General features: G+C 45.2%; 24 protein-coding genes, 1 other RNA gene and 1 other annotated feature. Of the genes, 4 read left to right on the top strand and 21 right to left on the bottom strand.

The annotated features are described in order from the left end of the window. The first annotated feature begins 140 nt into the window (after positions 1 to 140). Positions 141 to 1,424 (top strand): replication-associated recombination protein A, encoded by a 1,284-nt coding sequence (locus AXI57_RS09045; protein ID WP_061669871.1) that lies wholly within the window; start codon positions 141 to 143, stop codon positions 1,422 to 1,424. A gap of 224 nt (positions 1,425 to 1,648) precedes the next feature. Here the strand turns inward: AXI57_RS09045 and AXI57_RS09040 are convergent, their stop codons facing one another. From AXI57_RS09040 to AXI57_RS21560, 5 genes are all read right to left on the bottom strand, one after another. Then, positions 1,649 to 2,413 carry a tRNA threonylcarbamoyladenosine dehydratase gene (locus AXI57_RS09040; protein WP_003325305.1) on the bottom strand — a complete coding sequence of 255 codons (765 nt, stop codon included), beginning with the start codon at positions 2,411 to 2,413 and terminating at the stop codon, positions 1,649 to 1,651. A 75-nt stretch (positions 2,414 to 2,488) separates the two neighbouring features. Then, a non-coding RNA gene (gene ssrS, locus AXI57_RS09035) (6S RNA) lies at positions 2,489 to 2,681 on the bottom strand. Positions 2,682 to 2,750: 69 nt separating this feature from the next. Continuing rightward, positions 2,751 to 4,529, bottom strand: a complete 1,779-nt coding sequence (gene aspS, locus AXI57_RS09030) for an aspartate--tRNA ligase (protein ID WP_061669870.1) — start codon at positions 4,527 to 4,529, stop codon at positions 2,751 to 2,753. Positions 4,530 to 4,543: 14 nt separating this feature from the next. Further along, positions 4,544 to 5,818: a histidine--tRNA ligase gene (gene hisS, locus AXI57_RS09025; RefSeq protein ID WP_061572690.1), complete on the bottom strand. Its 1,275-nt coding sequence runs from the start codon at positions 5,816 to 5,818 to the stop codon at positions 4,544 to 4,546. 91 nt (positions 5,819 to 5,909) lie between these two features. Then, positions 5,910 to 6,151, bottom strand: a binding site (T-box leader). Positions 6,152 to 6,209: 58 nt separating this feature from the next. Then, complete coding sequence (locus AXI57_RS21560; protein WP_003325301.1) at positions 6,210 to 6,380, bottom strand: YrzK family protein; 171 nt, start codon at positions 6,378 to 6,380, stop codon at positions 6,210 to 6,212. A gap of 135 nt (positions 6,381 to 6,515) precedes the next feature. Here AXI57_RS21560 and AXI57_RS09020 point away from each other — a divergent pair, with 135 nt between their 5' ends. Next, the gene (locus tag AXI57_RS09020) at positions 6,516 to 8,075 is read left to right on the top strand and encodes an N-acetylmuramoyl-L-alanine amidase family protein (protein WP_061669869.1); all 1,560 of its coding nucleotides are present in this window, start codon (positions 6,516 to 6,518) and stop codon (positions 8,073 to 8,075) included. Between the two features lie 32 nt (positions 8,076 to 8,107). Here AXI57_RS09020 and dtd read toward each other — a convergent pair whose 3' ends face one another. The 8 genes from dtd to AXI57_RS08980 all read right to left on the bottom strand — a co-directional run bounded on the left by dtd (position 8,108) and on the right by AXI57_RS08980 (position 17,548). Further along, positions 8,108 to 8,551 (bottom strand): D-aminoacyl-tRNA deacylase, encoded by a 444-nt coding sequence (gene dtd, locus AXI57_RS09015; RefSeq protein WP_010789335.1) that lies wholly within the window; start codon positions 8,549 to 8,551, stop codon positions 8,108 to 8,110. A gap of 12 nt (positions 8,552 to 8,563) precedes the next feature. Further along, positions 8,564 to 10,768 (bottom strand): GTP diphosphokinase, encoded by a 2,205-nt coding sequence (gene relA, locus AXI57_RS09010; protein WP_003325298.1) that lies wholly within the window; start codon positions 10,766 to 10,768, stop codon positions 8,564 to 8,566. Positions 10,769 to 10,937: 169 nt separating this feature from the next. Next, positions 10,938 to 11,450 carry an adenine phosphoribosyltransferase gene (locus AXI57_RS09005; RefSeq protein WP_003325297.1) on the bottom strand — a complete coding sequence of 171 codons (513 nt, stop codon included), beginning with the start codon at positions 11,448 to 11,450 and terminating at the stop codon, positions 10,938 to 10,940. A gap of 5 nt (positions 11,451 to 11,455) precedes the next feature. Beyond that, a complete protein-coding gene (recJ, locus tag AXI57_RS09000) occupies positions 11,456 to 13,816 on the bottom strand; it encodes a single-stranded-DNA-specific exonuclease RecJ (RefSeq protein ID WP_061669868.1) in 2,361 nt (786 codons plus the stop codon). A 67-nt stretch (positions 13,817 to 13,883) separates the two neighbouring features. Then, on the bottom strand, positions 13,884 to 14,222 hold the full coding sequence (locus AXI57_RS08995; RefSeq protein ID WP_003325294.1) for a LapA family protein: 339 nt from the start codon (positions 14,220 to 14,222) through the stop codon (positions 13,884 to 13,886). 76 nt (positions 14,223 to 14,298) lie between these two features. Further along, the gene (locus AXI57_RS08990) at positions 14,299 to 14,796 is read right to left on the bottom strand and encodes a cation:proton antiporter regulatory subunit (RefSeq protein WP_003325293.1); all 498 of its coding nucleotides are present in this window, start codon (positions 14,794 to 14,796) and stop codon (positions 14,299 to 14,301) included. 197 nt (positions 14,797 to 14,993) lie between these two features. Beyond that, positions 14,994 to 17,213: a protein translocase subunit SecDF gene (secDF, locus tag AXI57_RS08985; RefSeq protein ID WP_003325292.1), complete on the bottom strand. Its 2,220-nt coding sequence runs from the start codon at positions 17,211 to 17,213 to the stop codon at positions 14,994 to 14,996. A gap of 38 nt (positions 17,214 to 17,251) precedes the next feature. Next, complete coding sequence (locus tag AXI57_RS08980) at positions 17,252 to 17,548, bottom strand: post-transcriptional regulator (protein WP_061669867.1); 297 nt, start codon at positions 17,546 to 17,548, stop codon at positions 17,252 to 17,254. A 113-nt stretch (positions 17,549 to 17,661) separates the two neighbouring features. Here AXI57_RS08980 and spoVB point away from each other — a divergent pair, with 113 nt between their 5' ends. After that, positions 17,662 to 19,218 carry a stage V sporulation protein B gene (spoVB, locus tag AXI57_RS08975; protein WP_010789340.1) on the top strand — a complete coding sequence of 519 codons (1,557 nt, stop codon included), beginning with the start codon at positions 17,662 to 17,664 and terminating at the stop codon, positions 19,216 to 19,218. A gap of 3 nt (positions 19,219 to 19,221) precedes the next feature. Here spoVB and AXI57_RS08970 read toward each other — a convergent pair whose 3' ends face one another. Beyond that, complete coding sequence (locus AXI57_RS08970) at positions 19,222 to 19,881, bottom strand: DUF421 domain-containing protein (protein WP_003325289.1); 660 nt, start codon at positions 19,879 to 19,881, stop codon at positions 19,222 to 19,224. Positions 19,882 to 20,086: 205 nt separating this feature from the next. Between AXI57_RS08970 and AXI57_RS08965 the strand changes: the two genes are divergently transcribed. Beyond that, on the top strand, positions 20,087 to 20,473 hold the full coding sequence (locus tag AXI57_RS08965) for a TIGR04086 family membrane protein (RefSeq protein ID WP_003325288.1): 387 nt from the start codon (positions 20,087 to 20,089) through the stop codon (positions 20,471 to 20,473). A gap of 53 nt (positions 20,474 to 20,526) precedes the next feature. Here AXI57_RS08965 and yajC read toward each other — a convergent pair whose 3' ends face one another. From yajC to AXI57_RS08930, 7 genes are all read right to left on the bottom strand, one after another. Next, a complete protein-coding gene (gene yajC, locus AXI57_RS08960; RefSeq protein ID WP_003325287.1) occupies positions 20,527 to 20,790 on the bottom strand; it encodes a preprotein translocase subunit YajC in 264 nt (87 codons plus the stop codon). A 44-nt stretch (positions 20,791 to 20,834) separates the two neighbouring features. Continuing rightward, positions 20,835 to 21,980 carry a tRNA guanosine(34) transglycosylase Tgt gene (tgt, locus tag AXI57_RS08955; protein ID WP_061669866.1) on the bottom strand — a complete coding sequence of 382 codons (1,146 nt, stop codon included), beginning with the start codon at positions 21,978 to 21,980 and terminating at the stop codon, positions 20,835 to 20,837. Positions 21,981 to 22,007: 27 nt separating this feature from the next. Beyond that, complete coding sequence (gene queA, locus AXI57_RS08950; RefSeq protein WP_003325285.1) at positions 22,008 to 23,036, bottom strand: tRNA preQ1(34) S-adenosylmethionine ribosyltransferase-isomerase QueA; 1,029 nt, start codon at positions 23,034 to 23,036, stop codon at positions 22,008 to 22,010. A 32-nt stretch (positions 23,037 to 23,068) separates the two neighbouring features. Then, positions 23,069 to 23,269: a DUF2905 domain-containing protein gene (locus AXI57_RS08945; RefSeq protein WP_010789343.1), complete on the bottom strand. Its 201-nt coding sequence runs from the start codon at positions 23,267 to 23,269 to the stop codon at positions 23,069 to 23,071. Beyond that, on the bottom strand, positions 23,262 to 24,266 hold the full coding sequence (ruvB, locus tag AXI57_RS08940) for a Holliday junction branch migration DNA helicase RuvB (protein WP_061669865.1): 1,005 nt from the start codon (positions 24,264 to 24,266) through the stop codon (positions 23,262 to 23,264). Before ruvB ends, AXI57_RS08945 begins: the two co-directional genes overlap by 8 nt. Positions 24,267 to 24,276: 10 nt before the next feature. Beyond that, the gene (ruvA, locus tag AXI57_RS08935; protein WP_003325279.1) at positions 24,277 to 24,882 is read right to left on the bottom strand and encodes a Holliday junction branch migration protein RuvA; all 606 of its coding nucleotides are present in this window, start codon (positions 24,880 to 24,882) and stop codon (positions 24,277 to 24,279) included. A 146-nt stretch (positions 24,883 to 25,028) separates the two neighbouring features. Beyond that, a complete protein-coding gene (locus tag AXI57_RS08930; RefSeq protein WP_370499846.1) occupies positions 25,029 to 25,511 on the bottom strand; it encodes a BofC C-terminal domain-containing protein in 483 nt (160 codons plus the stop codon). Positions 25,512 to 25,586: the final 75 nt, after the last annotated feature.

Raw genomic sequence — 25,586 nt, 5'->3', positions numbered from 1 at the left:
ATCCGTTTAGTATCTTATAGACCAACTGTTATTATAACATAACGAAAAGGAATTTTCATTGAACGCACGTAAGGCAGAGCCGCCCCCTTTTCTTCTCCTTCGTTTTCCGTTACCCTGTTATTATGTAAGGAGAGATGATGATGAAGCCTTTGGCGTTTCGGATGCGTCCGACGAAAATAGAAGATATTATCGGTCAGCAGCATCTGGTCGGAAAAGATAAAATTATCGGCAGAATGGTTCAGGCGAAGCATTTGTCATCCATGATTTTATACGGACCGCCCGGCATCGGAAAAACCTCGATTGCAACGGCAATCGCAGGTTCCACAAGTATTGCGTTCCGCAAGCTGAATGCTGTCATAAACAATAAAAAAGATATGGAAATTGTAGCCCAGGAAGCAAAAATGTCAGGACAGGTCATTTTGATTCTAGATGAAGTTCACAGGCTTGATAAAGGCAAGCAGGATTTTCTGCTGCCTTATTTAGAAAACGGCATGATTATCTTAATCGGAGCAACAACGGCCAACCCCTATCATGCCATTAACCCGGCGATCAGAAGCCGGACACAAATTTTCGAGCTTGAGCCTTTAACACCTGAACTGATTAAACAAGCAATGGAAAGGGCGCTTCAGGATGAACATCACGGACTTGGTTCCTACAATGTGTCGGTTGATGACCAGGCAATGGACCATTTCGCCCATGGATGCGGAGGAGACGTCCGTTCCGCTTTAAATGCGCTTGAACTCGCCGTATTATCAACAAAGGAATCCTCGGACGGAACGATTCACATATCGTTAGCAACTGCTGAAGAATGCCTTCAGAAAAAAAGCTTTGCCCACGATAAAGATGGCGACGCTCATTACGATGTGCTGTCCGCCTTTCAAAAATCAATCCGCGGCTCTGATGCAAATGCTGCCCTGCACTACTTGGCAAGATTAATTGAAGCAGGCGACTTAGAAAGCATCGCAAGACGGCTGCTCGTCATCGCCTATGAAGATATCGGGCTGTCAAGCCCCCAAGCAGGGCCAAGAGTGCTTCATGCCGTCCAGACGGCTGAGAGAATCGGCTTCCCTGAAGCACGCATTCCGCTTGCCAACGCGGTGATCGAGTTATGTCTGTCACCGAAATCTAATTCCGCTGTGCTCGCCGTCGAAGCAGCCATCGCAGACATCAGAGCGGGAAAAATCGGCGATGTTCCGAAGCATCTGAAGGACGCTCATTACAAAGGAGCAGAAGAGCTGGGCCGGGGAATCGGTTACAAATATCCGCACGACTATGATAACGGCTGGGTTGAACAGCAGTACTTGCCCGATCCTTTAAAGAACAAGCAATATTACAAACCAAAGCAGACGGGGAAATTCGAATCCGCTTTAAAACAAGTATACGATAAGCTAATTGAAACAAAAAAAATAGCAGACAAGGACTAACATTGTGTCCTTGTTTTTTTGTGCCGTTTTTGGTCCTTTCCGCTCGGGCACCACACCTGCTTGACAATCATTGTTTGCACCCGAACCTTAATTGAAGTTTTTCCGCCAAACCATCCGGGTCAATGGCGGATTTATTTAATTGATCATTGAGAAGTGAACCGCAAAAAGACCCCAAACGCATAAAAGAGGCCGGAATATATCCAGCCTCTTTTCACCGATTCTTTTTATTTGTCTTTTACTCTTGTGATTTGAATATCTTTCAGGAGATCCATCACAACGTGCCCGCCCATAATTAAACCGGCAACCGACGGCACGAATGCATTGGAAGACGGCGGCATTTTCGCTTTGCGGATGTCCGCGTTGTCATTCCCTACTTCTTTTCTGACGTCTTCACGGATGACAATCGGACTTTCATCAGAAAAAATCACTTGGACACCTTTTTTAATGCCTTCTTTACGAAGCCTTGTTCGGATAACTTTTGCGATAGGGTCCGTATGTGTTTTGGAAATATCAGCGATTTGAAAGCGCGTCGGGTCTGTTTTATTCGCCGCGCCCATACTGGAGATTAAAGGAATGTCTCTTTTCAGGCATTCTTTAATTAAGTGAATTTTATAATGAATCGTGTCTGATGCGTCAATAACATAGTCAAGATGATAGTCAAAAAATTGTTCATAGGTTTCTTCCGTGTAGAACATTTTTAAAGCGATAACCTCACAATCGGGATTGATATCGGCAATCCGCGCTTTCATCAAATCCGTTTTCGGCTGGCCGACAGTTGACAGCAGCGCATGAAGCTGGCGGTTTACGTTTGTAATGTCTACATCATCTTTATCTACGAGAAGAATGCGGCCCACTCCTGAACGCGCAAGAGCCTCCGCTGCGAAAGATCCGACGCCTCCGACTCCCAATACAGCCACGGTGCTGTTTTTGAGCGTCTCGAGCCCCTCTTTTCCGATAGCTAATTCATTACGAGAAAACTGGTGTAACAAGAAACTCACTCCACATTCGTATTCTGATTTCATATCTCAATGGCTGATACAGCCGTTTTTTTAGCGCACAAAAAATAAAGTCCCAATTGTGCCGTTGCCGCTTTCCTTTGTTTTGAACCCGCTCTCAGCAGGTGGGTGCCCTTTTCTAAATCTTGTAAGTCCTCTTTATCGAATGAAAAGAGGCATGCACGCCATTTAAAAATACGGGCTCCCAAATCAAAAAAATGTTCGGTCAAAACTAGGTGTACAACTAACACATCAGGACTTTATTTAACTTGTAAAAATCATATCACAGGCGTTTTTGATTTTCAAGAATCGAGAGATGCAATTTGCATATTCAATTCTTCACTTTTCTATTCACCGCAAGATGCAGTTCGTCAAGCTGCGCCTCGCTCACTTCTCCCGGCGCATCTGTCATCAGACAGCTCGCACTTGCAGTTTTCGGAAACGCGATAGTGTCTCTTAAATTCGTGCGGCCGGCAAGCAGCATCACCAAACGGTCAAGCCCCAGTGCGATACCGCCATGCGGCGGCGCGCCAAATTCAAAAGCTTCCATCAAGTATCCAAATTGCTCATGGGCTTCCTCTTTTGTGAAGCCTAAAAGCTTAAACATTTTTTCCTGAATCTCTTTTTCAAAAATACGGATTGATCCGCCGCCAAGCTCATAACCATTCAAGACAAGGTCATAGGCTTGCGCCTTCATGTTTTCCGGAGCGGTATCAACGAGGTCAAGATCCTCACGCACCGGCATTGTAAATGGATGGTGTGCGGCATAAAAACGGCCTTCTTCCGAGTCATGCTCGAGCAGCGGCCAGTCAATCACCCATAAGAAATTAAAGAGACTTTCATCAATAAGGCCGCGCTCTTTCCCAAGCTTCAATCGAAGTGCGCCAAGCGATTGAGCGACAACTTCAAATTGGTCTGCTCCGAACAGGAGAAGGTCTCCATCGTTTGCATCGAGCGATTTAATCAGCTTAGCCTGCTTTTCTTCATCAAAGAATTTCGCGATCGGCCCTTTTACGCCTTCCTGCTCGACTTTAACCCAGGCAAGGCCCTTAGCTCCGTAGTTCGCAGCAAAAGCGCCGAGAGCGTCAATATCTTTTCTTGAATAGTCTGCCGCAGCACCCTTCACATTGATTGCTTTGACAACGCCTCCGTTTGCAACTGCGGAGGAGAATACCTTAAATTCTGTATCTTTCACAATATCAGACACATCAGTCAAAAGCATGGCAAAACGGGTATCCGGTTTGTCGGAGCCGTATAGATTCATGGCATCTTCATAAGTCATTCGAGGCAGCGGAAGAGATACTTCTACCCCTTTTGTCTCACGCATGACCTTCGCCATCATATCCTCTGCCAAAGCCATGATCTCCTCTTGGCTCATGAAGGACATTTCAATATCAATCTGCGTAAACTCAGGCTGGCGGTCCGCACGTAAATCTTCATCACGGAAACAGCGGGCGATTTGATAATAGCGGTCTACCCCTGAAACCATCAGCAGCTGTTTGAAAAGCTGAGGCGACTGAGGAAGCGCGTAAAATTCACCCTCATGCACGCGGCTCGGCACTAAATAATCACGGGCTCCTTCAGGTGAGCTTTTTGTTAAAATCGGTGTTTCAATATCGAGAAAACCATTTTCGTCTAAGAAATGGCGTACCGCTTTCGTCACATTATGGCGCATTTGCAGCGTATTAAACATCGCCGGCCGGCGGAGGTCCAAATAACGGTGCTTTAAGCGGACGTCTTCAGAAACCTCATCCGCTTGGTCAGAGATGGCAAAAGGCGGCGTCTTAGCTGCGCTTAGCACAGCCACCTCGTCAGCGTGAATTTCTATGGCTCCTGTTTTTAAATTCTTGTTAACCGTACCTTCTTCACGCGCTACTACGGTCCCTTGTATATCAAGAACGTATTCGTTACGGATTCCTTCGGCTATTTCCAGAGCTTCTTTTGAGGCGTCAGGATTAAATACCACTTGAACAATCCCTGAACGGTCACGCAAATCTATAAAGATCAAGCCGCCGAGATCACGTCTTTTTTGCACCCATCCTTTAAGTTTAACGGTTTCGCCTATTGCTTTTTCAGTGATGTCACCACAGTAAAATGTTCTTCCAAACAAAGCGTTCCTCTCCTTTACCCCAGTTGGTTAGCTTTCATAAAACGTATCAATTCATCAAGAGCCACTTCCAGCTGTTCCCCGGTCTTCGCATCCTTTACATTGATTCGATTTTGAGCAAGCTCATCTTCTCCCAAAATCGCAATGAATCGCGCGTTCAGACGGTCCGCCGTTTTAAATTGGCCTTTCATTTTCTTATTTTCGTAATCAATTTCACTTGAAATACCTGCTTCTCTCAGTTTGTACACAAGAGAGACGGAATAATCCTTCGCTTTTTCTCCAAGCGTGACGATGTAGCAATCAATAGCCTGGCTGACAGGAAGTTCTGTCTTTTCCGCATCAATGGCCGCAAGCAAGCGTTCAATACTCATGGCAAAACCGATCCCCGGAGCTTCAGGGCCTCCGATTTGCTCAACCAAGCCGTCATAACGTCCGCCGCCGGCAAGCGTTGTGATCGCGCCAAATCCTTCCGCATTGCTCATAATTTCAAATGCAGTATGGTTATAGTAATCAAGCCCCCTCACAAGATTAGGGTCGATTTCAAACGGAATGCCTAATTCGGTTACATACTGCTGGACTTTTTGGAAATATGCTTTTGATTCTTCGTTTAAATATTCAAGAATAGACGGCGCAGTCTTCATCAGTTCATGATCTCTGTCTTTCTTACAATCTAAAATTCTGAGCGGATTCGTGTGCAGCCGTGATTGGCAATCGGAACAGAATTCATCAATGCGCGGTTCAAAGTGTTTGACCAGAGCTTCTCTGTAACTAGTCCGGCTTTCTTTATCACCAAGGCTGTTAAGTACAAGCTTAACATTCTTTAGGCCCGCTCTTTGATATATACTCATCGCAAGCGCTATGACTTCAGCGTCAATCGCAGGATCCTTGGAACCGATCGCTTCGATTCCGAATTGATAAAACTGACGAAAGCGCCCCGTCTGCGGACGTTCGTAGCGAAACATCGGACCGACATAATACAGCTTTGTCGGCTGTACGGGATTTGCAAATAATTTATTTTCAGTAAATGCGCGAACCGCCGCCGCTGTTCCCTCCGGACGAAGCGTCAGGCTTCTTCCTTTTCGGTCCTGAAAGGTATACATTTCTTTTTGTACAATGTCAGTGGATTCTCCGACCCCTCTTGCAAACAGCTCGGTATGTTCAAAAATCGGCGTGCGGATTTCTTTATACTGATATGTGCGGCATGTGTCCCTCATTATTTGTTCAACGTACTGCCACCGGTCTGATTCACCCGGCAGAATATCCTGTGTTCCTCTTGGAATGTTATATGCCATATGTAGCCCTCCTTGTTAAGTTCCTTTAATAAAGATACCGTATGTTTAAAATGATGAAATCAAAAAACTCCCGCCTCTACTATACATGTATAGTAGGGACGAGAGTTATACCCGTGGTGCCACCCTAGTTGGAACATATGAAATGTTCCCGCTCAATCCTTTAACGCAGGTTCACGTTCTCTGCCTAATGACGTTTGCAAAAAAAGCACAGCGTTCAGCAGGAAACCTCCGGAGTGTTGTTTCGAGAAAGATGCAATGCAGAGCCGCTTTCAGCCTAGGCGGTTCCTCTCTTTACATGCAGTCTGACCTACTCTTCTCCATTACAGGTTCAACAATTCATCATTTATATGTACATCAATTTCTATTATAATAATGGGATTGCCGTTCTCTGTCAAGCTTTATTCCGGGTGTTTTTCCGCCGCACTGCTTCTTTAGACGCAAGGCCGAGCTCTGAAGAAGTCTCTTCAAGATAGCCGATTGTTTCAGAATCAACGTGGTCGCTGAAGTGTGTATTTGCTTCTTTGTCGTGTAAAGCGCGTCCTAGTTTTGGATGATATTTCATGATTTGCACACCTTTTTTACCTTATTTATAAGTAGTATAAACAAATCATTTTCATTTTATTTAACATTCAGCAAGGAATTTACGATAATAAACAAGAATGTACTTGTTCAATGTTTTTTCAGAAAGGAGGAAGCCATGAATAAGAAATGCACTATTCTTATTTTATGCTTTGTTATTATCGCAGCGTTATTCTCCCCTCCGCGCCCGGTTACAGCCGCACAGGGAGAAGCTGTTATCGCTACAGACGAGATGAACGTCAGAAGCGGCCCCGGGCTGAGCTACGGGATCACGGCTGAAGTTAAAAAAGGAGAAAGCTACCCTATCCTGAAGGAGGACGGGGACTGGGTGCAAATTCAGCTTAACTCCGGAGAAAAGGGCTGGGTTGTTTCTTGGCTGATCAAAAAGAAAACAGGAGAAAGCAGCCGTGCATCAGCCGGCAGCGAAACTGTCACATCGACCGATTCTGATTTAAGAATCAGAAAAGGACCGGGCACTTCTTATGAGGTCATCGGCAAATTCCCGCAAGGTGAGCAGGCAAAGATAATTGATAAGGACAATAGCTGGATTAAAATTTCATATCAAGGTGTGACCGGATGGGTTGCTTCTGTCTACACATCCAAAAGCGGAGGAGGCTCACAGGAGAGCGGGCAAGCAAGCACTTCGCAAAACAAAAGCGGCACAGTCGGCGTTTCTTCCCTGAATGTCAGAAGTTCGGCCTCGCATGATTCAGCCATCATTACTAAGTTGACGCGAGGAACAAAACTGTCCATTTTAACCGAGGAGAACGGCTGGCTGAAAATTGAAGCAAACGGGCAACAAGGATGGGTTGCCAGTCATTATATCGTGACAGGCTCAAACCAATCGACCAGCTCATCCGGCGGCAGCGGCAGCAGCAGCTCTTCCTCAGCGAAAAAAGCGTATATCGTTTATGGAGGAACCAATTTAAGAAGTTCTGCTTCGACATCCGCCTCTATTGTCGAACGGGCTGAAAAAGGCTCTTCATACACGATCACCGGCACAAAGGGCAGCTGGTATGAAGTAACACTTGAGAACGGGCAAACGGCGTACGTAGCCAACTGGGTGGTTCAAACGTCGAAAAAAGACGAAGAAGCTGGTGAAGCACCCGTAGCCAAATCATCTTCTTCCGGCAGTGGCTCTCTGCAAAACAAATCGATTGTGGTTGATCCGGGTCACGGCGGAAAAGACAGCGGAACAATCGGCTATACCGGTAAATTCGAGAAAAACTTAACGATTAAGACGGCAAATCTTCTTGCAAGCAAACTGCGATCGGCGGGAGCGAATGTGTATGTGACGCGTCAAGATGATACGTTTGTCAGCTTACAGTCACGTGTTTCCACATCACACTACCGCAATGCAGATGCCTTTATCAGCATTCACTATGACAGCTACGCAAACTCTTCTGTAAGAGGCAGCACCGCCTATTATTACAGTCCTGCGAAGGATCGGGAGCTTGCCTCCGATGTTCATTCAGAAGTAGCCAAGCGCTCCCCTATACCGGATCGCGGCGTGCTGTTTGGCGACTATTATGTGCTTCGGGAAAATAAACAACCCGCCATGCTGTATGAACTTGGGTATTTAAGCCATCCGCAAGAAGAATCCATCGTACATAGCGGCTCATTCCAAGAAAAAGTAACAGACGGGATTGAAAGCGGGCTGGAACAATATTTTAATTAGAACGACAAAAAAAGCTGCCTTCGGGCAGCTTTTTACAGTTTAGAATCAATAATCAATGTGACCGGGCCTGAATTTGTGAGCTGTACATCCATCATAGCACCAAATTTCCCCGTCTCTACCTTTATCCCTTTTTCCCTCAGCAGTTCGTTAAACTTTTCATAAAGACCAAGGGCCTGATCAGGTTTTGCGGCATTCATGAAGTTGGGGCGGCGTCCTTTTTTTGTTTCTCCGTAAAGAGTAAATTGAGAAACGGATAATACCTCTCCTCTTACATCAAGCAACGACAAATTCATCTTGCCATCACCGTCTTCAAAAATACGGAGATTGGCGGTTTTATCCGCTAAATAAACGGCATCTTCCTCCGTGTCCTCATGAGTCACGCCGACAAGCACCATAACGCCGTTGGTGATTTGACCGATAACAGCGCCGTCCACCGTCACATTCGCTTCTGTTACACGCTGAACAACTAATTTCATTGTCTGTCTCCTTTAATTCATGACTCGGCGAACAGAATATATATCTCTTATTTGCTTAATACGTTCGACAACTTTATGCAAGTGATTGATATTCTGAATAAAAATCGCCATATGAATCGTCGCCACTTTGTTGCGGTCCGATTTGCCTGAAACGGATGAAATGTTCGTTTTTGTTTCATTTACAGCCTGAAGCACCTCATTTAGCAATCCGCGGCGATCATAACCTAATATTTCAATTTCGACATTATATTCTTTACGCTTCTGAACTTGTGATTCATGCTCCCATTCAACAGGTATCAGCCGCTCTTGCGCTTCATTCGTCTTGACATTCGGACAGTCATCACGATGGACGGAAACCCCTCGGCCTTTCGTAATAAACCCGACAATATGGTCGCCCGGCACTGGATTACAGCATTTGGACAAACGGACAAGGAGATTGTCGATTCCTTTAACGCGCACGCCCGCTTCCCGTTTTCTGCCTTGGGGATATGATTTTGGCTCCGCGGTGACTTCCTGAACGGTTTTTTCTTGTTCTTCCTGGTCACGAAGCTTTCTCTCTTTTTCCGTCAGGCGGTTTGCAACCTGCAAGGCGGTGATTCCATTGTAGCCGACTGCCGCATACATATCCTCTTCATTCGAGAAATTAAATTTATCGGCAACTTTCTGAATATTTTCGGCTGTCAGCACATCTTTCACTTCAAAATCCAGATTTTTAATTTCTTTTTCTACCAATTCACGGCCTTTTTCAACATTTTCTTCGCGCCGCTGTTTCTTAAAGAACTGGCGGATCTTATGCTTGGCTTGTGAGGTCTGGGCAAGCTTGACCCAATCCTGGCTGGGCCCGTATGAATGTTTGGACGTCAAAATTTCGACAATATCGCCTGTCCGAAGCTTATGATCCAGCGTCACCATTTTCCCGTTGACCTTCGCGCCGATCGTCTTGTTGCCGATTTCCGAGTGGATTCTGTATGAGAAGTCAATCGGGACTGAGCCGGACGGCAGCTCAATGACGTCGCCTTTTGGCGTAAAGACGAACACCATGTCCGAAAACAAGTCGATTTTTAAGGATTCCATAAATTCTTCCGCATCAGTTGATTCATTTTGAAATTCTAAGATTTCGCGGAACCAGGAAAGCTTCTTCTCAAATGTGGCTTCCTCATTCGCCGCTTTTCCTTCTTTGTAAGCCCAATGCGCCGCGACTCCATATTCAGCAATTTCGTGCATTTCAAAGGTTCTGATCTGCACTTCTAAAGGATCGCCTTTAGGTCCTATCACTGTCGTATGAAGGGACTGATACATATTCGGCTTCGGCATGGCGATATAATCTTTAAACCTGCCCGGCATCGGCTTCCAGCAAGTATGGATAATGCCGAGTACAGCGTAGCAGTCCTTTATGCTCCCTACAAGAATACGGACCGCCAGCAGGTCATAAATTTCATTGAACTGTTTATTTTGCAGAACCATTTTTCTGTAAATGCTGTATATATGTTTCGGCCGGCCGGAGAAATCTGCGCTGATGTTGACCTCTTCGACTCGGTTTTTCACTTCATCGACAACCTCTTCGACATACTGTTCACGTTCCGCGCGTTTTTTCTTCATGAGGTTGACGATTCTGTAATATTGCTGAGGATTCAAATAACGGAGTGCGGTGTCTTCCAGCTCCCATTTGATTTTTGAGATCCCGAGGCGGTGCGCCAAAGGAGCAAATATCTCCAGCGTTTCATTAGAAATTCTGCGCTGTTTTTCTTGCGGCAGATGTTTCAGCGTCCGCATGTTGTGGAGGCGATCCGCCAGCTTGATCAATATGACCCGGATATCTTGAGCCATAGCGACAAACATTTTGCGATGGTTTTCCGCCTGCTGTTCTTCTTGAGATTTATACTTAATTTTACCGAGCTTTGTCACCCCGTCCACAAGCATTGCCACTTCTTCAGAAAAAGCTTCCTTCAGGTCATCAAGCGTTACATCCGTATCTTCCACCACATCGTGGAGAAATCCTCCCGCGATGGTTGAAGGGTCCATTTCAAGGTCAACGAGAATGCCCGCCACTTGAATCGGGTGGATGATATATGGCTCACCTGACTTCCGGTACTGCTCGCGATGAGCGTCTTCAGCGTACAGGTATGCTTTTTCTACAAATGCAATATGCTCATCGGTTAGATAACTGCGCGCTTTGTCAATCACTTGCTCGGCAGTTAATACTTGTTCGTTCGCCATGGAATCACCTTTTTTTAAATGTAAACTGTATTGTAGTTTATTATCAAGAAAAAAACGATAGATGTAAAGAGAAGAAGTTCAATCTCCAAAGATTACATAAACAAATAATCAGATAATAGGAAAAAAGCACCCGGATAGAGAGTGCTTTTTTTCCTTTATGCGGTTTAGCCTAGTATTGCATTAACGTTAAAATATCGTATTTATCAAGCTTTTCTCTACCATTAAGATACGTAAGCTCGATTAAGAAAGCGATACCTGCTACTACGCCTCCAAGCTCTTCAACAAGCTTGATCGTCGCTTCTATTGTGCCTCCTGTTGCCAATAGGTCATCTGTGATGAGCACACGCTGGCCAGGAAGAATCGCGTCTTTGTGGATGGTTAACACATCTTTGCCGTATTCGAGGCCGTAATCTACCTTCACGACTTCACGCGGAAGCTTGCCTTCTTTACGGACGGGCGCAAAACCTACGCCAAGCGCGTATGCCACCGGGCAGCCGATGATGAAGCCTCTTGCTTCCGGCCCGACAACTAAGTCAATTTGTTTTTCATTAGCGTATTCAACAATCTGGTCAGTCGCATATCGGTATACGTCGCCTTTATCCATTAATGTTGTAATATCTTTAAATTGCACGCCCTCTTTCGGATAGTCCGGCACAATTGTTACATATTTCTTTAAATCCATCTGTTTTATGTCCTCCTCGTACTTTCATAAGCCTCTGAATCTTGATTCATCAGCTTATTCAGCCATTCCTTCAGCTCTTCAGCCGCAGAATAATTCAGCTTCTGATCCAATTCCATCAGCTGCTGTTTTGCCTGATAGGTTTGCGAGTCTGTCAAATCGCGTTTTTTCACATCATAAATAACAGACAGCACGCCATTCTCTATTCTAACAAAACCGAGATCAAAAAACACCTTTGTCATGAAATTGATTGTGTCTTTTGTCCAGCCTTTATGTTTTGCAAGCTCTGAACCGTGTGTTTTCAGATCGAAAGTTCCTCTTTTCAGCAAGAAACCGTAGTACCATTTAAAATAATCCCGGGTCGGAAATGCTGACAGAAAATGCTCCTCGTTATTCATAAAGATAAAATAGACACGCTCCGGTCTCTTTCCTTCTACCAAGCTTGAAAGCAGATCTAATGAAGGGGGCGCATCAAGGAATACCACATATGCGCCGTCCAGTTCAAGGTCTCTCGCTTCCTGCTCCGAGCTCACCGCATGCAGCTGATGGCGCAGCTCTTCGTTTTGAAGCAGCTGTTTCGTTTCCTCCTTAAAGCAAACAATGACCCGTTTTTCAGACGGAAGCGCAACTAATGTCTCTTCCCACGTACGTTTTCCACGCAAGTCAAACAGCTGCCACTCAGAAACGGCTGCATCCTTTATCATTAATTGAGGTTTTTTTCTGTTATTCCATTCGTTAATCGACATTTCGCCGACTAATGAGATTCTTGAACCTGGCACAATACCTGTCTCAAGCTCCCCCTTATGAAAGCCGACACAATCAAGCTTTGCCGATTGGTCTTTGACCGTCATTTTGATATGGTTTTTATTGGCTCCGATTCTCCGGACGTCTTCCAAAAGCGCATTTTCCACCATCACATGCGGTTTCGGATTCTGCATGCCAAAGGGAGACAGGAGATTGATTTCAGAAATGCTTTCAACCGTAATATCCTCTACGCTGCATACGAGATCAATTTCCTGAACCGGAATAAAATCCTCTTCTGTAAGCGTCTCATCCGCGATTTGATTGAGCCTGTCCCTCAAGTCAGATACATCATCGGCAGAAAGTGTCATTCCTGCAGCCATCGGATGTCCTCCGAAATGGGGAAGGATGTCTCTGCAAGAAGAAAGGCTTTTAAATAAATCAAAGCCTTTAATGCTTCGAGCCGATCCTTTCGCGATGCCCTTTTCTTCATCAATTCCAAGAACAACGGCCGGACGGTAAAAACGGTCAACAAGCTTTGAAGCCACAATGCCGACAACCCCGGGGTTCCAGCCGGACTTTGCCACTACGATGGCAGATCCATTGAGCCCTTGCTGCTCAACCATTTCAATCGCTTCATCCGTCATTTTGCTGACAATCTTTTGGCGCTCTTTGTTGAGCTGGTCGATTTCAGTTGCAAGCTCGTCTGCTTCGAACTCATCCTCTGTCATCAGCAGATGGACAGCCGGATCAGCCTGTTCAATTCTCCCGACAGCATTAAGCCTCGGTGCAAGCTGAAAGCCGATTGTTTCTTCATTCGCTTGTCCGATGTCACCGCCTGACAGTTTAATCAATGCTTTTAGCCCCGGCCGGTTTGTCATTCGAAGCTTCTGCATGCCTAACGTTGCTAATAATCTGTTTTCATCATGCAGCGGCACAAGATCGGCTATAGTCCCGATTGCCGCCAAATCGAGCAGGTCCTCAGGCAAAGCGCCTAAAAGAGCATGTGCAAGCTTAAACGCCACACCCACTCCGGCAAGCTCCTTAAACGGATAGGCGCATCCCGGCTGCTTCGGATGAACAATGGCACACACATCAGGCAGCACAGGGCCGGGCTCATGGTGGTCAGTGATGATGACATCCAGTCCTAGTTCCTTCGCTGCCTCTGCTTCATGAACAGCCGCAATCCCCGTATCAACCGTGATAATAAGAGAGAAGCCTTGCTCTTTAATCGAGCGGAAGGCTTGCTCATTCGGTCCGTAGCCCTCTTTAAACCGGTCAGGTATGTAAAAGTCAACGTGAGCCGAGAGCTTTTGTAATGTTTTCAGCATGACAGACGTACTGGTGACGCCGTCCGCATCATAATCTCCGTATATCATAATGGGCTCTTGCTGTGAAATGGCCTCTTTAATCCGCTCAACTGCTTCTTTCATGCCCTTCATCTCAAAGGGATCATAAAAATCAGCTTCTTTTGTATTTAAAAACAGCCTTGCGCTTTCCGCTGTATCAAATCCTCTTTTTACAAGCAGAGATGCCACAAGAGGTGTTATGTCCAATTGTTCTGTGAGTGATTTGACCTTATCCTGATCTGGTCGCTGTATTTCCCAACGCATTTTTGACGCTAACATAAATTCACCCCTCAACCACCCTATTATACTAGAGCAAGCTGAGGGGTTTCAAATGTTATTCGAGAATCTAATCCTTTTTCTCCAACGGAGGCGCCGAATTCGCCTTCACTGCTTCACTGTCATACTGCTGTACGCCTTCTGTTTCAGGCATAGGGTCTTGTTGTATGGCTTTTCTTTCTTTTCTTAAAGTTTTGATTTCACGCTTTAATTTCATAACCTGAAATATACCTGCGGAAAATACAATCAAGGCCCCCATTAATACTGATCCGAGAATCACGAGAATTAAAGGCCATTCTGATCTTCCGAAAAGGTAATCTACTTCAACAGACCTTACGTTAATTACTGCAAAAATAGCAACAATCAAAGTAAATATAAGAGCAAAAATAATCGTCCATTGTTTGTTCATGCTGGTTCCCCCAAACTGGCTTTTTGAGGTAAGTTTCCCTTTTGCTTCCCGTTTTAAACAGGCTTTCAAAAGAGAATCAAGTCTCAGATGCGGTTAATTTCTCTTGAATCAGCTTTTTCAGCCCTTTTCTTTCTCCGGAAATGACCAGTGTGTCTCCTTCTTCAATCACCGTATCAGACCCCGGATTCAGCTGTTTCTGCTGATTTTTTTTCACGATGGCAATGACTGTAACCTGATAATGCTGCCGAACGTCCAAGTCGCCGAGTGTCAGTTGAACAGCAGGGGCTTTTGCCTCTACTTTGAACCATTCAATGATCAAATCATCAAGCGCTACCTCAACCGATTCAAGAGCCTTCGGTTTATACGCCATTCCACCCAGAATAGCGGACAGCTGTCTCGCTTCTGCGTCATTAAACTGCACGGATGTTACACATTCTTCGTGATCATTCTCATCAAAATAATACAGCTCTCTTCTGCCATCATCATGGATAATAATGCAAATTTTATCCTGATTTCTAGTCAGAATCTCAACTTTTTGCCCTATTCCCGGAAGCTCCGACTCACGAACCTTCATAAAAACCCTCCTACATCATGTTACAACCTGTTTATACCAAAATGATCATGACACCATTTATATGTTTTATTGTAAGCGTATGTCATTATAGCAAATGTATATTTCAAGTTCAATGAAACGTAAAGAAAAATAATGGAAAAGCGTTAAGGATAAAAAAACAGGCTGCCCGAAAAACGGACAGCCTAGGTTTTTGTTCATTATTCTTCAATACGTTTATCCTTTTTAAATTCTTTCCCTTTCCACACGAGCCAAATTTGCGCTGCAATGTACAGAGAAGAATAGACACCTGTCAACAAACCGACCAATAACGCGAATGAGAAGTTTGTAATCGATGTTGAACCTAACAGCAAGAGAACGACCACCACAATCACTACCGTAAGGACGGTGTTGACCGAACGGGTAAAGGTCTGCTGCAAGCTCAGGTTTACAATATGGTTTAAATCAGCAAACGTTTTAGGCTTGCGCTTTTTCATATGCTCCCGAACCCTGTCAAAGGTTACGATGGTGTCGTTTATCGAATAACCAATAATCGTCAGAACCGCCGCAATGAACGTAACGTCCACTTCCAGCCTTGTCACGCTGAAAAATGCGACGATAAAGAAAGCGTCATACAGCAATGAAACAATAGCTGCTATCGCCATTTTGTATTCGAACCGGATGGACACGTAAATAATAATGCCGAGAGAAGCGATGGCCACTGCATATAAAGCGTTTCGCGCCAGTTCCTTCCCGACTGTCGGCGAGACTGTGCTGACATTAGGCTCAGATCCGTACTTATCTTTAAAGTAATCTTTCACCTTGGCAACTGTTTCTTTATCAGGGACACCTACAAACCTTGCAACCCCGATATTGCTTTTTTCTCCCGACAATACAATAGTATCAGGCTTCATGCCAAGTGAAGTGAAATCTTTCTCAACCTGCTGGGTGGTCAGCTTATGATCACTCTGTACTTCAATCCGCGCGCCGCTTGCAAAGTCAATACCGAGATTCAGCTTAAATACCAGCAGCAAAATAATCCCGGCAATGGTTACGGCACTTGAGAAAATAAAGAAAAATTTTCGTTTGCTCGTAAAATCCCATTTTTCAAATGGAGTGTACGGCTCTGTATATTCGTCCGTCTTCTGAATGTCCATAATATGTTTCTTCTTAACGCCGAACCAGCCTTTTTTCCGGTCAAGCCATCTGCTTTCCACAAGCAGCGACAGCAGGAACCTTGATAAGAAAACAGCTGTAATAAAACTGGTCAGAATCGATAGGATCAGCATTGTAGCGAATCCCTTGACAGAACTTGTCCCGAAAATAAAGAGCACAACGGCAGCGATGATAGTGGTGATATTTGCGTCAAAAATCGTCGCAAATGACCGCCGGTTCCCCGAACGGAACGCCGAACGGACAGATTTACCGAGTTTCAGTTCCTCTTTAATTCGTTCATAGGTGATGATATTCGCATCCACCGCCATCCCGACACCTAATATAAGCGCGGCGATTCCCGGCAGCGTCAGGACTGCATTCATCCAGTCAAAGACCTGCAGGGTGATATACACATAAACTGACAGAGTAATAACGGCAATCAGCCCAGGCAAACGGTAGTAAAGCAGCATAAACAAGAAAATAAGAGCAATACCGATAATACCCGCGTAAACTGTTTCATTCAGCGCCTGCTGCCCAAATTGCGCACCTACTGAAGTAGAATATTTTTCAGTCAGTTTCACCGGCAGCGCCCCGGCATTTAAAATACTGGCTAAATCTTTAGCTTCCTGAACTTTAAAATTGCCTTCAATCGTCACGTCTTTTGTGTTTAATTCTTGGCTGACATTCGGAGCAGATACATATTTAGGATTCTCTTTTTGGACTTCTTTTTTAAAAGAATCGCCTTTTTCGTAATCCATCCAAATGACCAGCTGGTTGTTCGGCGCCATTTTCAAGACTTTTTTTGTCACTTCTCCGAATTTATCAGCGTCTTTGAGTTTCACACTGACAATCGGTTCATTTGTAGTTCCGTCATAAGTTTGTTTCGCGCCATTTTCAACAAGATCAGAGCCGTCCAGAAGCTCTTTATCATTTGTATCTCTGAATGAGAGCTGAGCTTCTGTAGATAAGATTTCGCGCGCCCTGTTCTGGTTGGTAACACCCGCAAGCTGAACGCGAATCCGGTTATTGCCTTCAATCTGGATGTTCGGCTCACTGACCCCAAGCACATTGGCCCTGCGGTTTAACGCTTCAACCGTGCTGACGAGAACATCTTTTGTGATTTTATCACCTTTTTTGACGGGTTTCACATCGTACAGAACCTCAAATCCGCCTTGTAAATCTAATCCCAGCGTAATATTCTCAGCTGCCGGCTTTGTGAAATATCCAAGCCCGGTGCCGATCAATAATACGAATAGGAAAAACGCAATCAAGCGCCCCTTTTTCATTATGTATATCCTCCTTAACCTAGGTAAATCAGACAGTGCTATTTCAGCAGCTCGTCCAAAACTTCTTGACCTTCTTCACTGCTCAGCCAATTAGACGTTTTAAATGATTCTACGGTTGCATAGTTCATAAATTCGCCAATTTTCACTGATAAAATATCGCTTGCCAATTCATAAATCTGTTTTTCTGTTTTCTTTTTCCACTTTTTATTTAATAAGTATGACCATAAACTGTCAAGCTCAACATCATCGTACCCGAGGATTTTGAACTCTTCCAGCTTACTGTAAAGAAAAGGCCTCAAGTGGTCTTTATATATGCCGGCGGGATGTTTATCCACGAACTGCACGCTCCTTTTTTTGTTTTTCAAGAAGACTTGTCATGCTTGGACGATATATACGCATATCTTTATTGTATATGATTACAGGTTGTTTGAGAAGGCAGGGGGTCAAAATGACGAAACAGACGTTTTTAAAAGGCACACTTATTCTCATCGCTGCGGGGATGATTACAAGGATGCTCGGCTTTGTCAACCGGGTGGTTATCGCCCGGTTTATCGGTGAAGAAGGAGTCGGGCTTTATATGATGGCGGCTCCCACTTTTTTCTTGGCCACAACGCTGACGCAATTCGGGCTTCCCGTCGCGATCAGCAAGCTTGTCGCTGAAGCCAGCGCGCGGGGAGACCATCAAAAAACAAAGAATATTTTAGTCATGTCGCTTACGATTACCGGGGTGCTCAGTCTTATCTTTACCCCGCTGTTCTTATTATTTGCTCCGGTAATGGCGGAAACGATGCTGACAGACGGCAGAACAGTTTATCCGCTGCTGGCGATTACACCGGTTGTGCCGATTATAGCGATTTCCAGCGTGCTGAGAGGATATTTTCAAGGAAAACAAAATATGAACCCGCTCGCTGTTTCGCAGGTCCTTGAACAAATTGTGCGCATATCCCTTGTTGCCGTCTGCACGACGATCTTCCTTCCATACGGGATTGAATACGCGGCAGCCGGAGCGATGATTTCCTCTGTTATCGGCGAGCTTGCATCACTGGTCTATTTATTCATTGCTTTTAAATTTAAAAAGAAAATCAGAATCAGAAAGCAGTTTTTCCACTCGATTAAAACCGGTAAAGATACGTTTTCTCAATTAATGAGTGTGTCGCTTCCTACGACAGGAAGCCGGTTTATCGGCAACCTGTCTTGGTTTTTCGAACCGATCGTTGTCGCTCAGAGCCTCGCTATCGCCGGGGTCGCAACAGCCGCGGCAACAAGCCAGTACGGAGAGCTGACAGGACTTGCAATGACGGTTTTAACACTTCCCAGCTTTATTACGTATTCTTTATCGACAGCGCTGGTTCCTGCGATTAGCGAAGGGATGGAGCAAAAAAAGCTGCAGGTGGTGGAATACCGGCTGGAACAAGCCATGAGGCTTTGTCTTCTTAGCGGAGGAATATCTGTTGTTATTTTATTTACGTTTGCAGAGGAACTGATGAGCGTGATGTATGGCTCATCTGGAGCAGCTGTATTTATAAAAGTTATGGCGCCTTTTTTTCTGCTCTATTATTTTCAAGGCCCGCTACAGGCTGTGCTGCAGGCGCTTAATCTGGCGGGGGCTGCCATGATGAACAGTTTAATAGGAGCGGTCGTGAAAACAGGCCTTATCTTTGCCCTTGCAACCAGACCGTCTCTCGGCATTATGGGAGCGGCCTTGGCTATTGTAACCGGCATGGTGCTCGTTACGCTTTTACATGCGGCTACTGTGAGCAAGGTTCTGCCGATCAGCATAAAAATAAAAGAATACGCAATGTGCATCGCCATTATTTTCGTCAGCGGTTACCTCAGCTCCATCATGAAACATTACATTCGGTTCTCCGGGTCTGAGGCTGTGAATCTTGTCGGATGGGTCACATTAAGCGCGGCGCTGTATATCATTTTACTTCTGTTGTTCCGCTTAATAAAAAAAGACGAGCTCCGCCGCATCCCTGTCATCGGCCGGTTTGTTGCCCGATAAACATTAAGGCCGGACTTGCTCGTCTTTCAGGTCAACATAAAATGCACCGTCCGTAAAGCTGCAAAACGATATGTCAGAAATGTTATGATAACCTCTTTTTGAAAGCATCTTTATAAGCCATTGTTCGTCTTTTCCTATCCTGTCTACATGTTCTTTTTGAATGACGCCATCCACGATAAGCGGGGTTTCAAGCTGTTTATGTTTTTCATTAGGCTCTTTTTGGACGACCGTCAGTTTGCCTGACGGCTCAAGAATAGCAAATGACACATCGGCAATCCTGTCAATGTTATTTTCTCTGAGCTGAACCATTAGGTCATCAAAATTATAGCGCTGTGATCTCATTGCGCGTTCATCAATTTTTCCGTGCTCAATGATGATGGTCGGCTTGCCGTCAAGCATCTGGCGCACTTTCTGGCTTTTTAAAGACAAATACGCTAACGATACTTGTATGATCATTAAAACGATCATCGGCACAATCGTATGAGAGAGGTGATCTTCTACATCTTCAATCGCCAAAACCGCAATTTCCGCAATCATGATAAAAACGACCAGATCCAAAATACTGAGTTCACCGATTTCCCGCTTTCCCATTAAACGGAAAATAATAAGAATCACAAAATACAGCAGGATTGTCCGAAACGCAATAATGAAAATTTCTTCCATAGCGCACCTCCATCTCATCATAGCCTGCATCAAATTCACTGATTTATGTAAGAAAAAGCAATGTGATAATTATGCTTTTTCAAGTCTAATTCTCCTCATGAGAGAATACATTTTTAAAAAGACGAGCCGTCTGCTTGTATGGCGGTGAGTTGAAGAAAGAACCAGACAGCCTTTGGGCTGGAAGGCAGAGAGGAGACACTCACTCATGGAGGAAACAAAACAAGTAGGAAAAGGCATTCTTTACGGCCTGATCGTTATTTTTGCGGCAATGCTTGCCACAAGTTTGGCCATTTCACTTTTACTTACAGCTACTTCGCTGCAAGAGTCATCGTTCAACTGGCTCGTCACCGCCCTTTCGTTCCTTTCTTTATTTATCGGCGGGTTTATTTCAGGAGGAAAAGCAAAGGAAAAAGGCTGGATGATCGGCGCATTGACCTCTATATGTTTTTCATTGATCATTTTGTTATTTCAGTATTTGGGGTTTGGGAAAACATTTACCGGCGAACAGCTCCTCTTTCATCTCGGCTTTTTAGGAGTTTGTATGCTAGGCGGCATTTTTGGAGTGAATTTGCGGGGAAGCAGATCGTCATAACGAAAAAAAGAGCGGATTTCCGCTCTTTTTTTCGTTATGTATAAGCTTCGCTGTTATTCAGCGGAAGCTTCTCTGATCGCGCGCCGGTCGAATGTAAGGCGGGTATTTTCACCAGTCTTAATCACGACTTTGCTTTCGTCGATCGAATCAACGGTGCCGTGCAATCCGCCGATTGTCACAACCGCGTCGCCTTTTTTCAGTTCTTCCTGCATTCTTTTCACAGCTTTTTGCTGCTTTTGCTGCGGACGAATTAATAGGAAATAAAGAACCGCGAACATTAAAATAATAGGAACCAAAGTGCCTAATGTACCTGTCATCTGTTTCACCCCTTTCGAAACAAAATAGCCATGAGGCTTTTTATTTAGAAGCTTTTCGCATTTGGCTTGTTATAGCCGTAACGCTCAAAGAACTCTTCTCTGAAATCACCCAGGCGATCCTCACGAATGGCCTGTCTTACTTGCTCCATTAAGTTTAACAGAAAATGAAGATTATGATAAGTTGTTAATCGGATACCGAATGTTTCATTACAGCGAATTAAATGTCTGATGTAAGCGCGTGAGTAATTTTTACAAGTATGGCAATCGCACTCTTCATCAATCGGGCGGAAATCTCTTTCGAATTTTGCATTTTTCATATTGAGACGCCCTTCAGCCGTAAACACGGTTCCGTTTCTCGCAATACGGGTCGGCAGCACACAGTCGAACATGTCAACACCGCGCAACGCTCCGTCAATCAAAGCATCAGGAGATCCGACACCCATCAGGTATCTCGGCTTATCTTTCGGTAAAAGAGGCGTTGTGAACTCAAGCACCCGGTTCATGACATCTTTCGGTTCGCCGACAGACAGTCCGCCTATAGCATAGCCCGGAAAATCAAGAGAAATCAAGTCCTTCGCGCTTTGTGTCCGTAATTCTTCATATTCTCCGCCTTGTACGATGCCAAACAGCCCCTGATCGTCTGAACGGCTGTGGGCTTCAAGGCAGCGCTCCGCCCAACGGCTCGTCCGCTCAACAGACCGTTTCATATAATCGTATTCAGCCGGATATGGCGGGCATTCATCAAACGCCATCATAATATCGGATCCGAGCGCATTTTGGATCTCCATTGCTTTTTCGGGTGAAAGGAACAGTTTATCTCCGTTTAAGTGATTACGGAAATGAACGCCTTCCTCTTCTATATTACGAAACTTACTTAACGAAAAGACCTGAAAACCGCCTGAATCCGTTAAAATCGCACGGTCCCAGTTCATAAATTTGTGAAGGCCGCCCGCTTCCTTGACGATGTCATGGCCGGGTCTCAGCCAAAGATGGTAGGTATTGCTCAAAATAATTCCCGCGTCCATTGCCTTCAGCTCGTCAGGCGACATCGTTTTGACTGTCGCCAGTGTGCCGACCGGCATAAAAACAGGTGTGTCAAAGGAGCCGTGCGGAGTATGCACTCTTCCCAAGCGTGCTCCCGTTTGTTTGCATTCTTTTATAAATTCATAGCGTATTGGTTGTTCAGCCACTTTATATGAGGCCTCCTGTCTTTCAAATTAGATAATCAGCATCGCATCGCCGAAGCTGAAAAAGCGATATTCCTTTTCCACCGCATGGTTGTACGCGCGGAGTACATGTTCTCTCCCAGCAAGTGCGCTGACAAGCATAATAAGCGATGATTTCGGCAGATGAAAATTCGTAATCATTCCGTCAATCGCTTTAAATTCATATCCGGGGTAAATAAAAATAGACGTCCATCCGCTCGAAGCTTTAAAGCTACCGTTATTCTCCCCGGCAATGGTTTCAAGCGTGCGCGTTGATGTCGTACCGACCGACACAATCCGTCCGCCCGTTTCCCTTACATGATTTAAAGCAGCCGCTGTTTCTGCAGACATTTCATAAAACTCCGCGTGCATATTGTGCTCCTCTACTTCATCGGCACTGACAGGACGAAACGTTCCAAGTCCGACATGCAGAGTAATAAACTCGATCCGAACGCCTTTTTCCTTTAATTCACCTAATATCTCTTCCGTAAAATGGAGTCCCGCTGTCGGTGCAGCAGCAGACCCAATTTCTTTAGAAAACACCGTTTGGTACCGCTCTCTGTCATCCAGCTGCTCTTTAATATACGGAGGAAGCGGCATTTCTCCGAGGGATTCCAGCACTTCATAAAAGATCCCGTCATATCGGAATTCAACTTTTCTCCCGCCGTGTTCCAGCTCTTCTGTGCACACTGCCTGTAACAAGCCGTCGCCGAAAGTCAGAACGGTTCCTTTTTTCACGCGTTTCGCCGGCTTGACAAGGGTTTCCCATCTGTCACCTGTTTCCTGCTTTAATAAAAGCAGTTCAACTTTGGCGCCCGTATCCTCTTTTACTCCGAATAAACGGGCAGGCAAAACGCGGGTATTGTTCAGGACAAGACAATCCCCTTCCTTGAAAAAGCTGACAATTTCCTTAAACGAGCTGTCTGACAGCCCGCCTGTATGTTTATCAAGCACCATAAGCCTTGAAGCATCACGCTGTTCAAGAGGCACTTGGGCAATTAAACGTTCTGGAAGTTCAAAATCAAATAACTCGACTTTCATAATTTCACCTTTATTCTGTCAGTAGTCTTTAATTATTTCATTCTGCCGAAAAGGTTGATTAAAATTGATAATACCACACTAATGATAATACAAGTCACGACCGGAAAGAAAAAAGTAACATTCCCTTTTTTAACAAAAATATCCCCCGGCACCTTTCCGACAAAGTGGAGCACCGCACCGGCAATGAGCAAAACAGCGCCAAGAATCATTAATATCTTAGGAAATTCAATCATGCCGGGGAGCCTCCATATTAAAATGATGATATACAGCCGGCGTCACGATACGTCCGCGCGGCGTTCTCTGAAGAAACCCGATCTGCAGAAGATACGGCTCATACACATCTTCAATTGTATGAGGTTCTTCGCCAATTGTCGCGGAAATGGTATCAAGGCCGACCGGACCGCCGCTGTATTTTTCGATCATACCCATCAGCAGCTTGTGATCAATATGATCCAGTCCAAGCCGGTCAACCTGAAGCCGCTCCAGCGCATCCTGGGCAATATCGTCCGTAATGCGGCTGTCGCCTAACACTTGGGCAAAATCGCGAACTCTCCTGAGAAGCCGGTTGGCAACCCGCGGCGTTCCCCTTGAACGTCTCGCAATTTCGAGCGCTGACGGTTTGTCGATTTCCACTTCGAACAAATCAGCCGTTCTCACGACAATATCGGATAGCTCTTCCTGTGTATAATATTCAAGACGGGACAAGACGCCGAACCGGTCCCTTAAAGGCGCCGTCAACAGACCTACCCTTGTCGTTGCGCCGACGAGCGTAAAGGGCGGTAGATCAAGGCGGACGGAACGGGCGGAAGGGCCTTTTCCGATCACAATATCAAGACAAAAATCCTCCATAGCGGGATACAGCACTTCTTCAATCGACCTGTGGAGCCTGTGAATCTCATCAATAAATAACACATCTCCGGGTTCCAGAGCCGTTAAAATGGCTGCCAGATCTCCCGGCCTTTCAATCGCCGGCCCTGAGGTAGTCCGCATTTCCACACCCATTTCATTGGCAACGATGGAAGCAAGCGTCGTTTTCCCAAGTCCCGGAGGCCCGTAAAGAAGGACATGATCAAGCGTCTCTTCTCTCATTTTTGCCGCGTCAATGAATACGCGCAGATTTTCTTTCACCTTTTTTTGGCCGATATATTGAACCAGACTTTGCGGCCGCAGGCTTTGCTCTATCGCTGATTCATGGTTGTCTGCTTCACTTGAGACAAGCCGTTCATCCATGAACATCACCTTACTTTAATAGTTTTTGTAATGCTTTTTTCACATATTGATCAGTGGTAAGCGTCGTGTCCTCTTTTAGATGAGGAAGCACCTTTTTAATTTCTTTCTCCGCATAGCCGAGGACACGCAATGCTTCAAGCGCCTCATCAAGAGCCGTCTCAGCCTTATGCTTTTCGATTCTGTCCTCATGGTTAAACAGATTTTCAATCATTTCAGGCACAACATCGGCGAGCTTCCCTTTTAGATCGAGAATAATCTGGCGCGCCGTCTTCTTGCCGACGCCTGGGAATTTCACCAAAAAAGCTTCATCTTCCTGTTCAATGGCTTCAATGACAGCCCCCGGGTCACCGGACGCAAGAATGGCAAGGGCGCCTTTAGGCCCGATGCCCGTCACATTTAAAAGCTTCGTAAAAAGCGCTTTTTCTTCCCGCGTGGAAAAGCCGTACAAAGAAAAAGCGTCCTCTCTGATATGATGGTACGTAAAGATTGTTTCTTGATTTCTCTCCTTGTATATGAAAGGATTCGGCGTAAAAATTTGATAGCCGATTCCGCCGTTTTCTATCACAATATATTGGGGAGATACATAATCAATCGTCCCTTTAACAAATTCAATCACCCATATTCACCTCTTTGACTGTTCTTCATTGTACCATAAAAACAGGCAAAGTCTTATAGAAATGTTAACGTATGTTCGCTTTCGCATCGATCTTTTCACGAAAAAAAAGACATGGGGGCATGTCTTAAAACGTCAAGCAGCACGGGTCATCCGCTGTATGTCTTTATATTCTCGATGACGTGCTCAAATTCGGCTTTTGTGCGAAACGGAATGCCGTTTTGCAAGTTTTTTTGGATCCGGCTCTCCAATCTCTCTAAGTCAATTTGAAAAAAAGATTGAATCGGTTCAGCTACGGAATCAGGGCGTCCGTGAAAGGTGGAAATTACCCCGTCGTCCGTTATCCCGATATAACCGTTTACCTTGCTCAGGGGAGAAATATCATCCACTTGTTTCCGAAAAAGGACAAATCCTTTTTTCTGTTCAACGAGTGTCCACCCGGCATATGCCGCCCAGAAATCTTCCATGGCAAGAACCGTCTCGTGCTTATGCTCAATGCTTACATCTCCGTCCATATACACTTTTTCAAGCTGCACATGAAGCTGCAGCGGTTCATAGTGCTCAACTTCAGCAGCAAATACGGAAGATGTACACAACAGCAAAGCCGCGGCTGCACAGAAAACCGCCATCATAAGACGCACGCTGAAAATTTGTTTCACCATTAACACCTCTTTATATACACTAGATCAAATCAGCTTTACGCCTAG

Source organism: Bacillus atrophaeus (genome assembly GCF_001584335.1).
GTDB classification, from domain to species: domain Bacteria; phylum Bacillota; class Bacilli; order Bacillales; family Bacillaceae; genus Bacillus; species Bacillus atrophaeus.
This window is presented reverse-complemented; position numbering and strand designations above follow the sequence as displayed.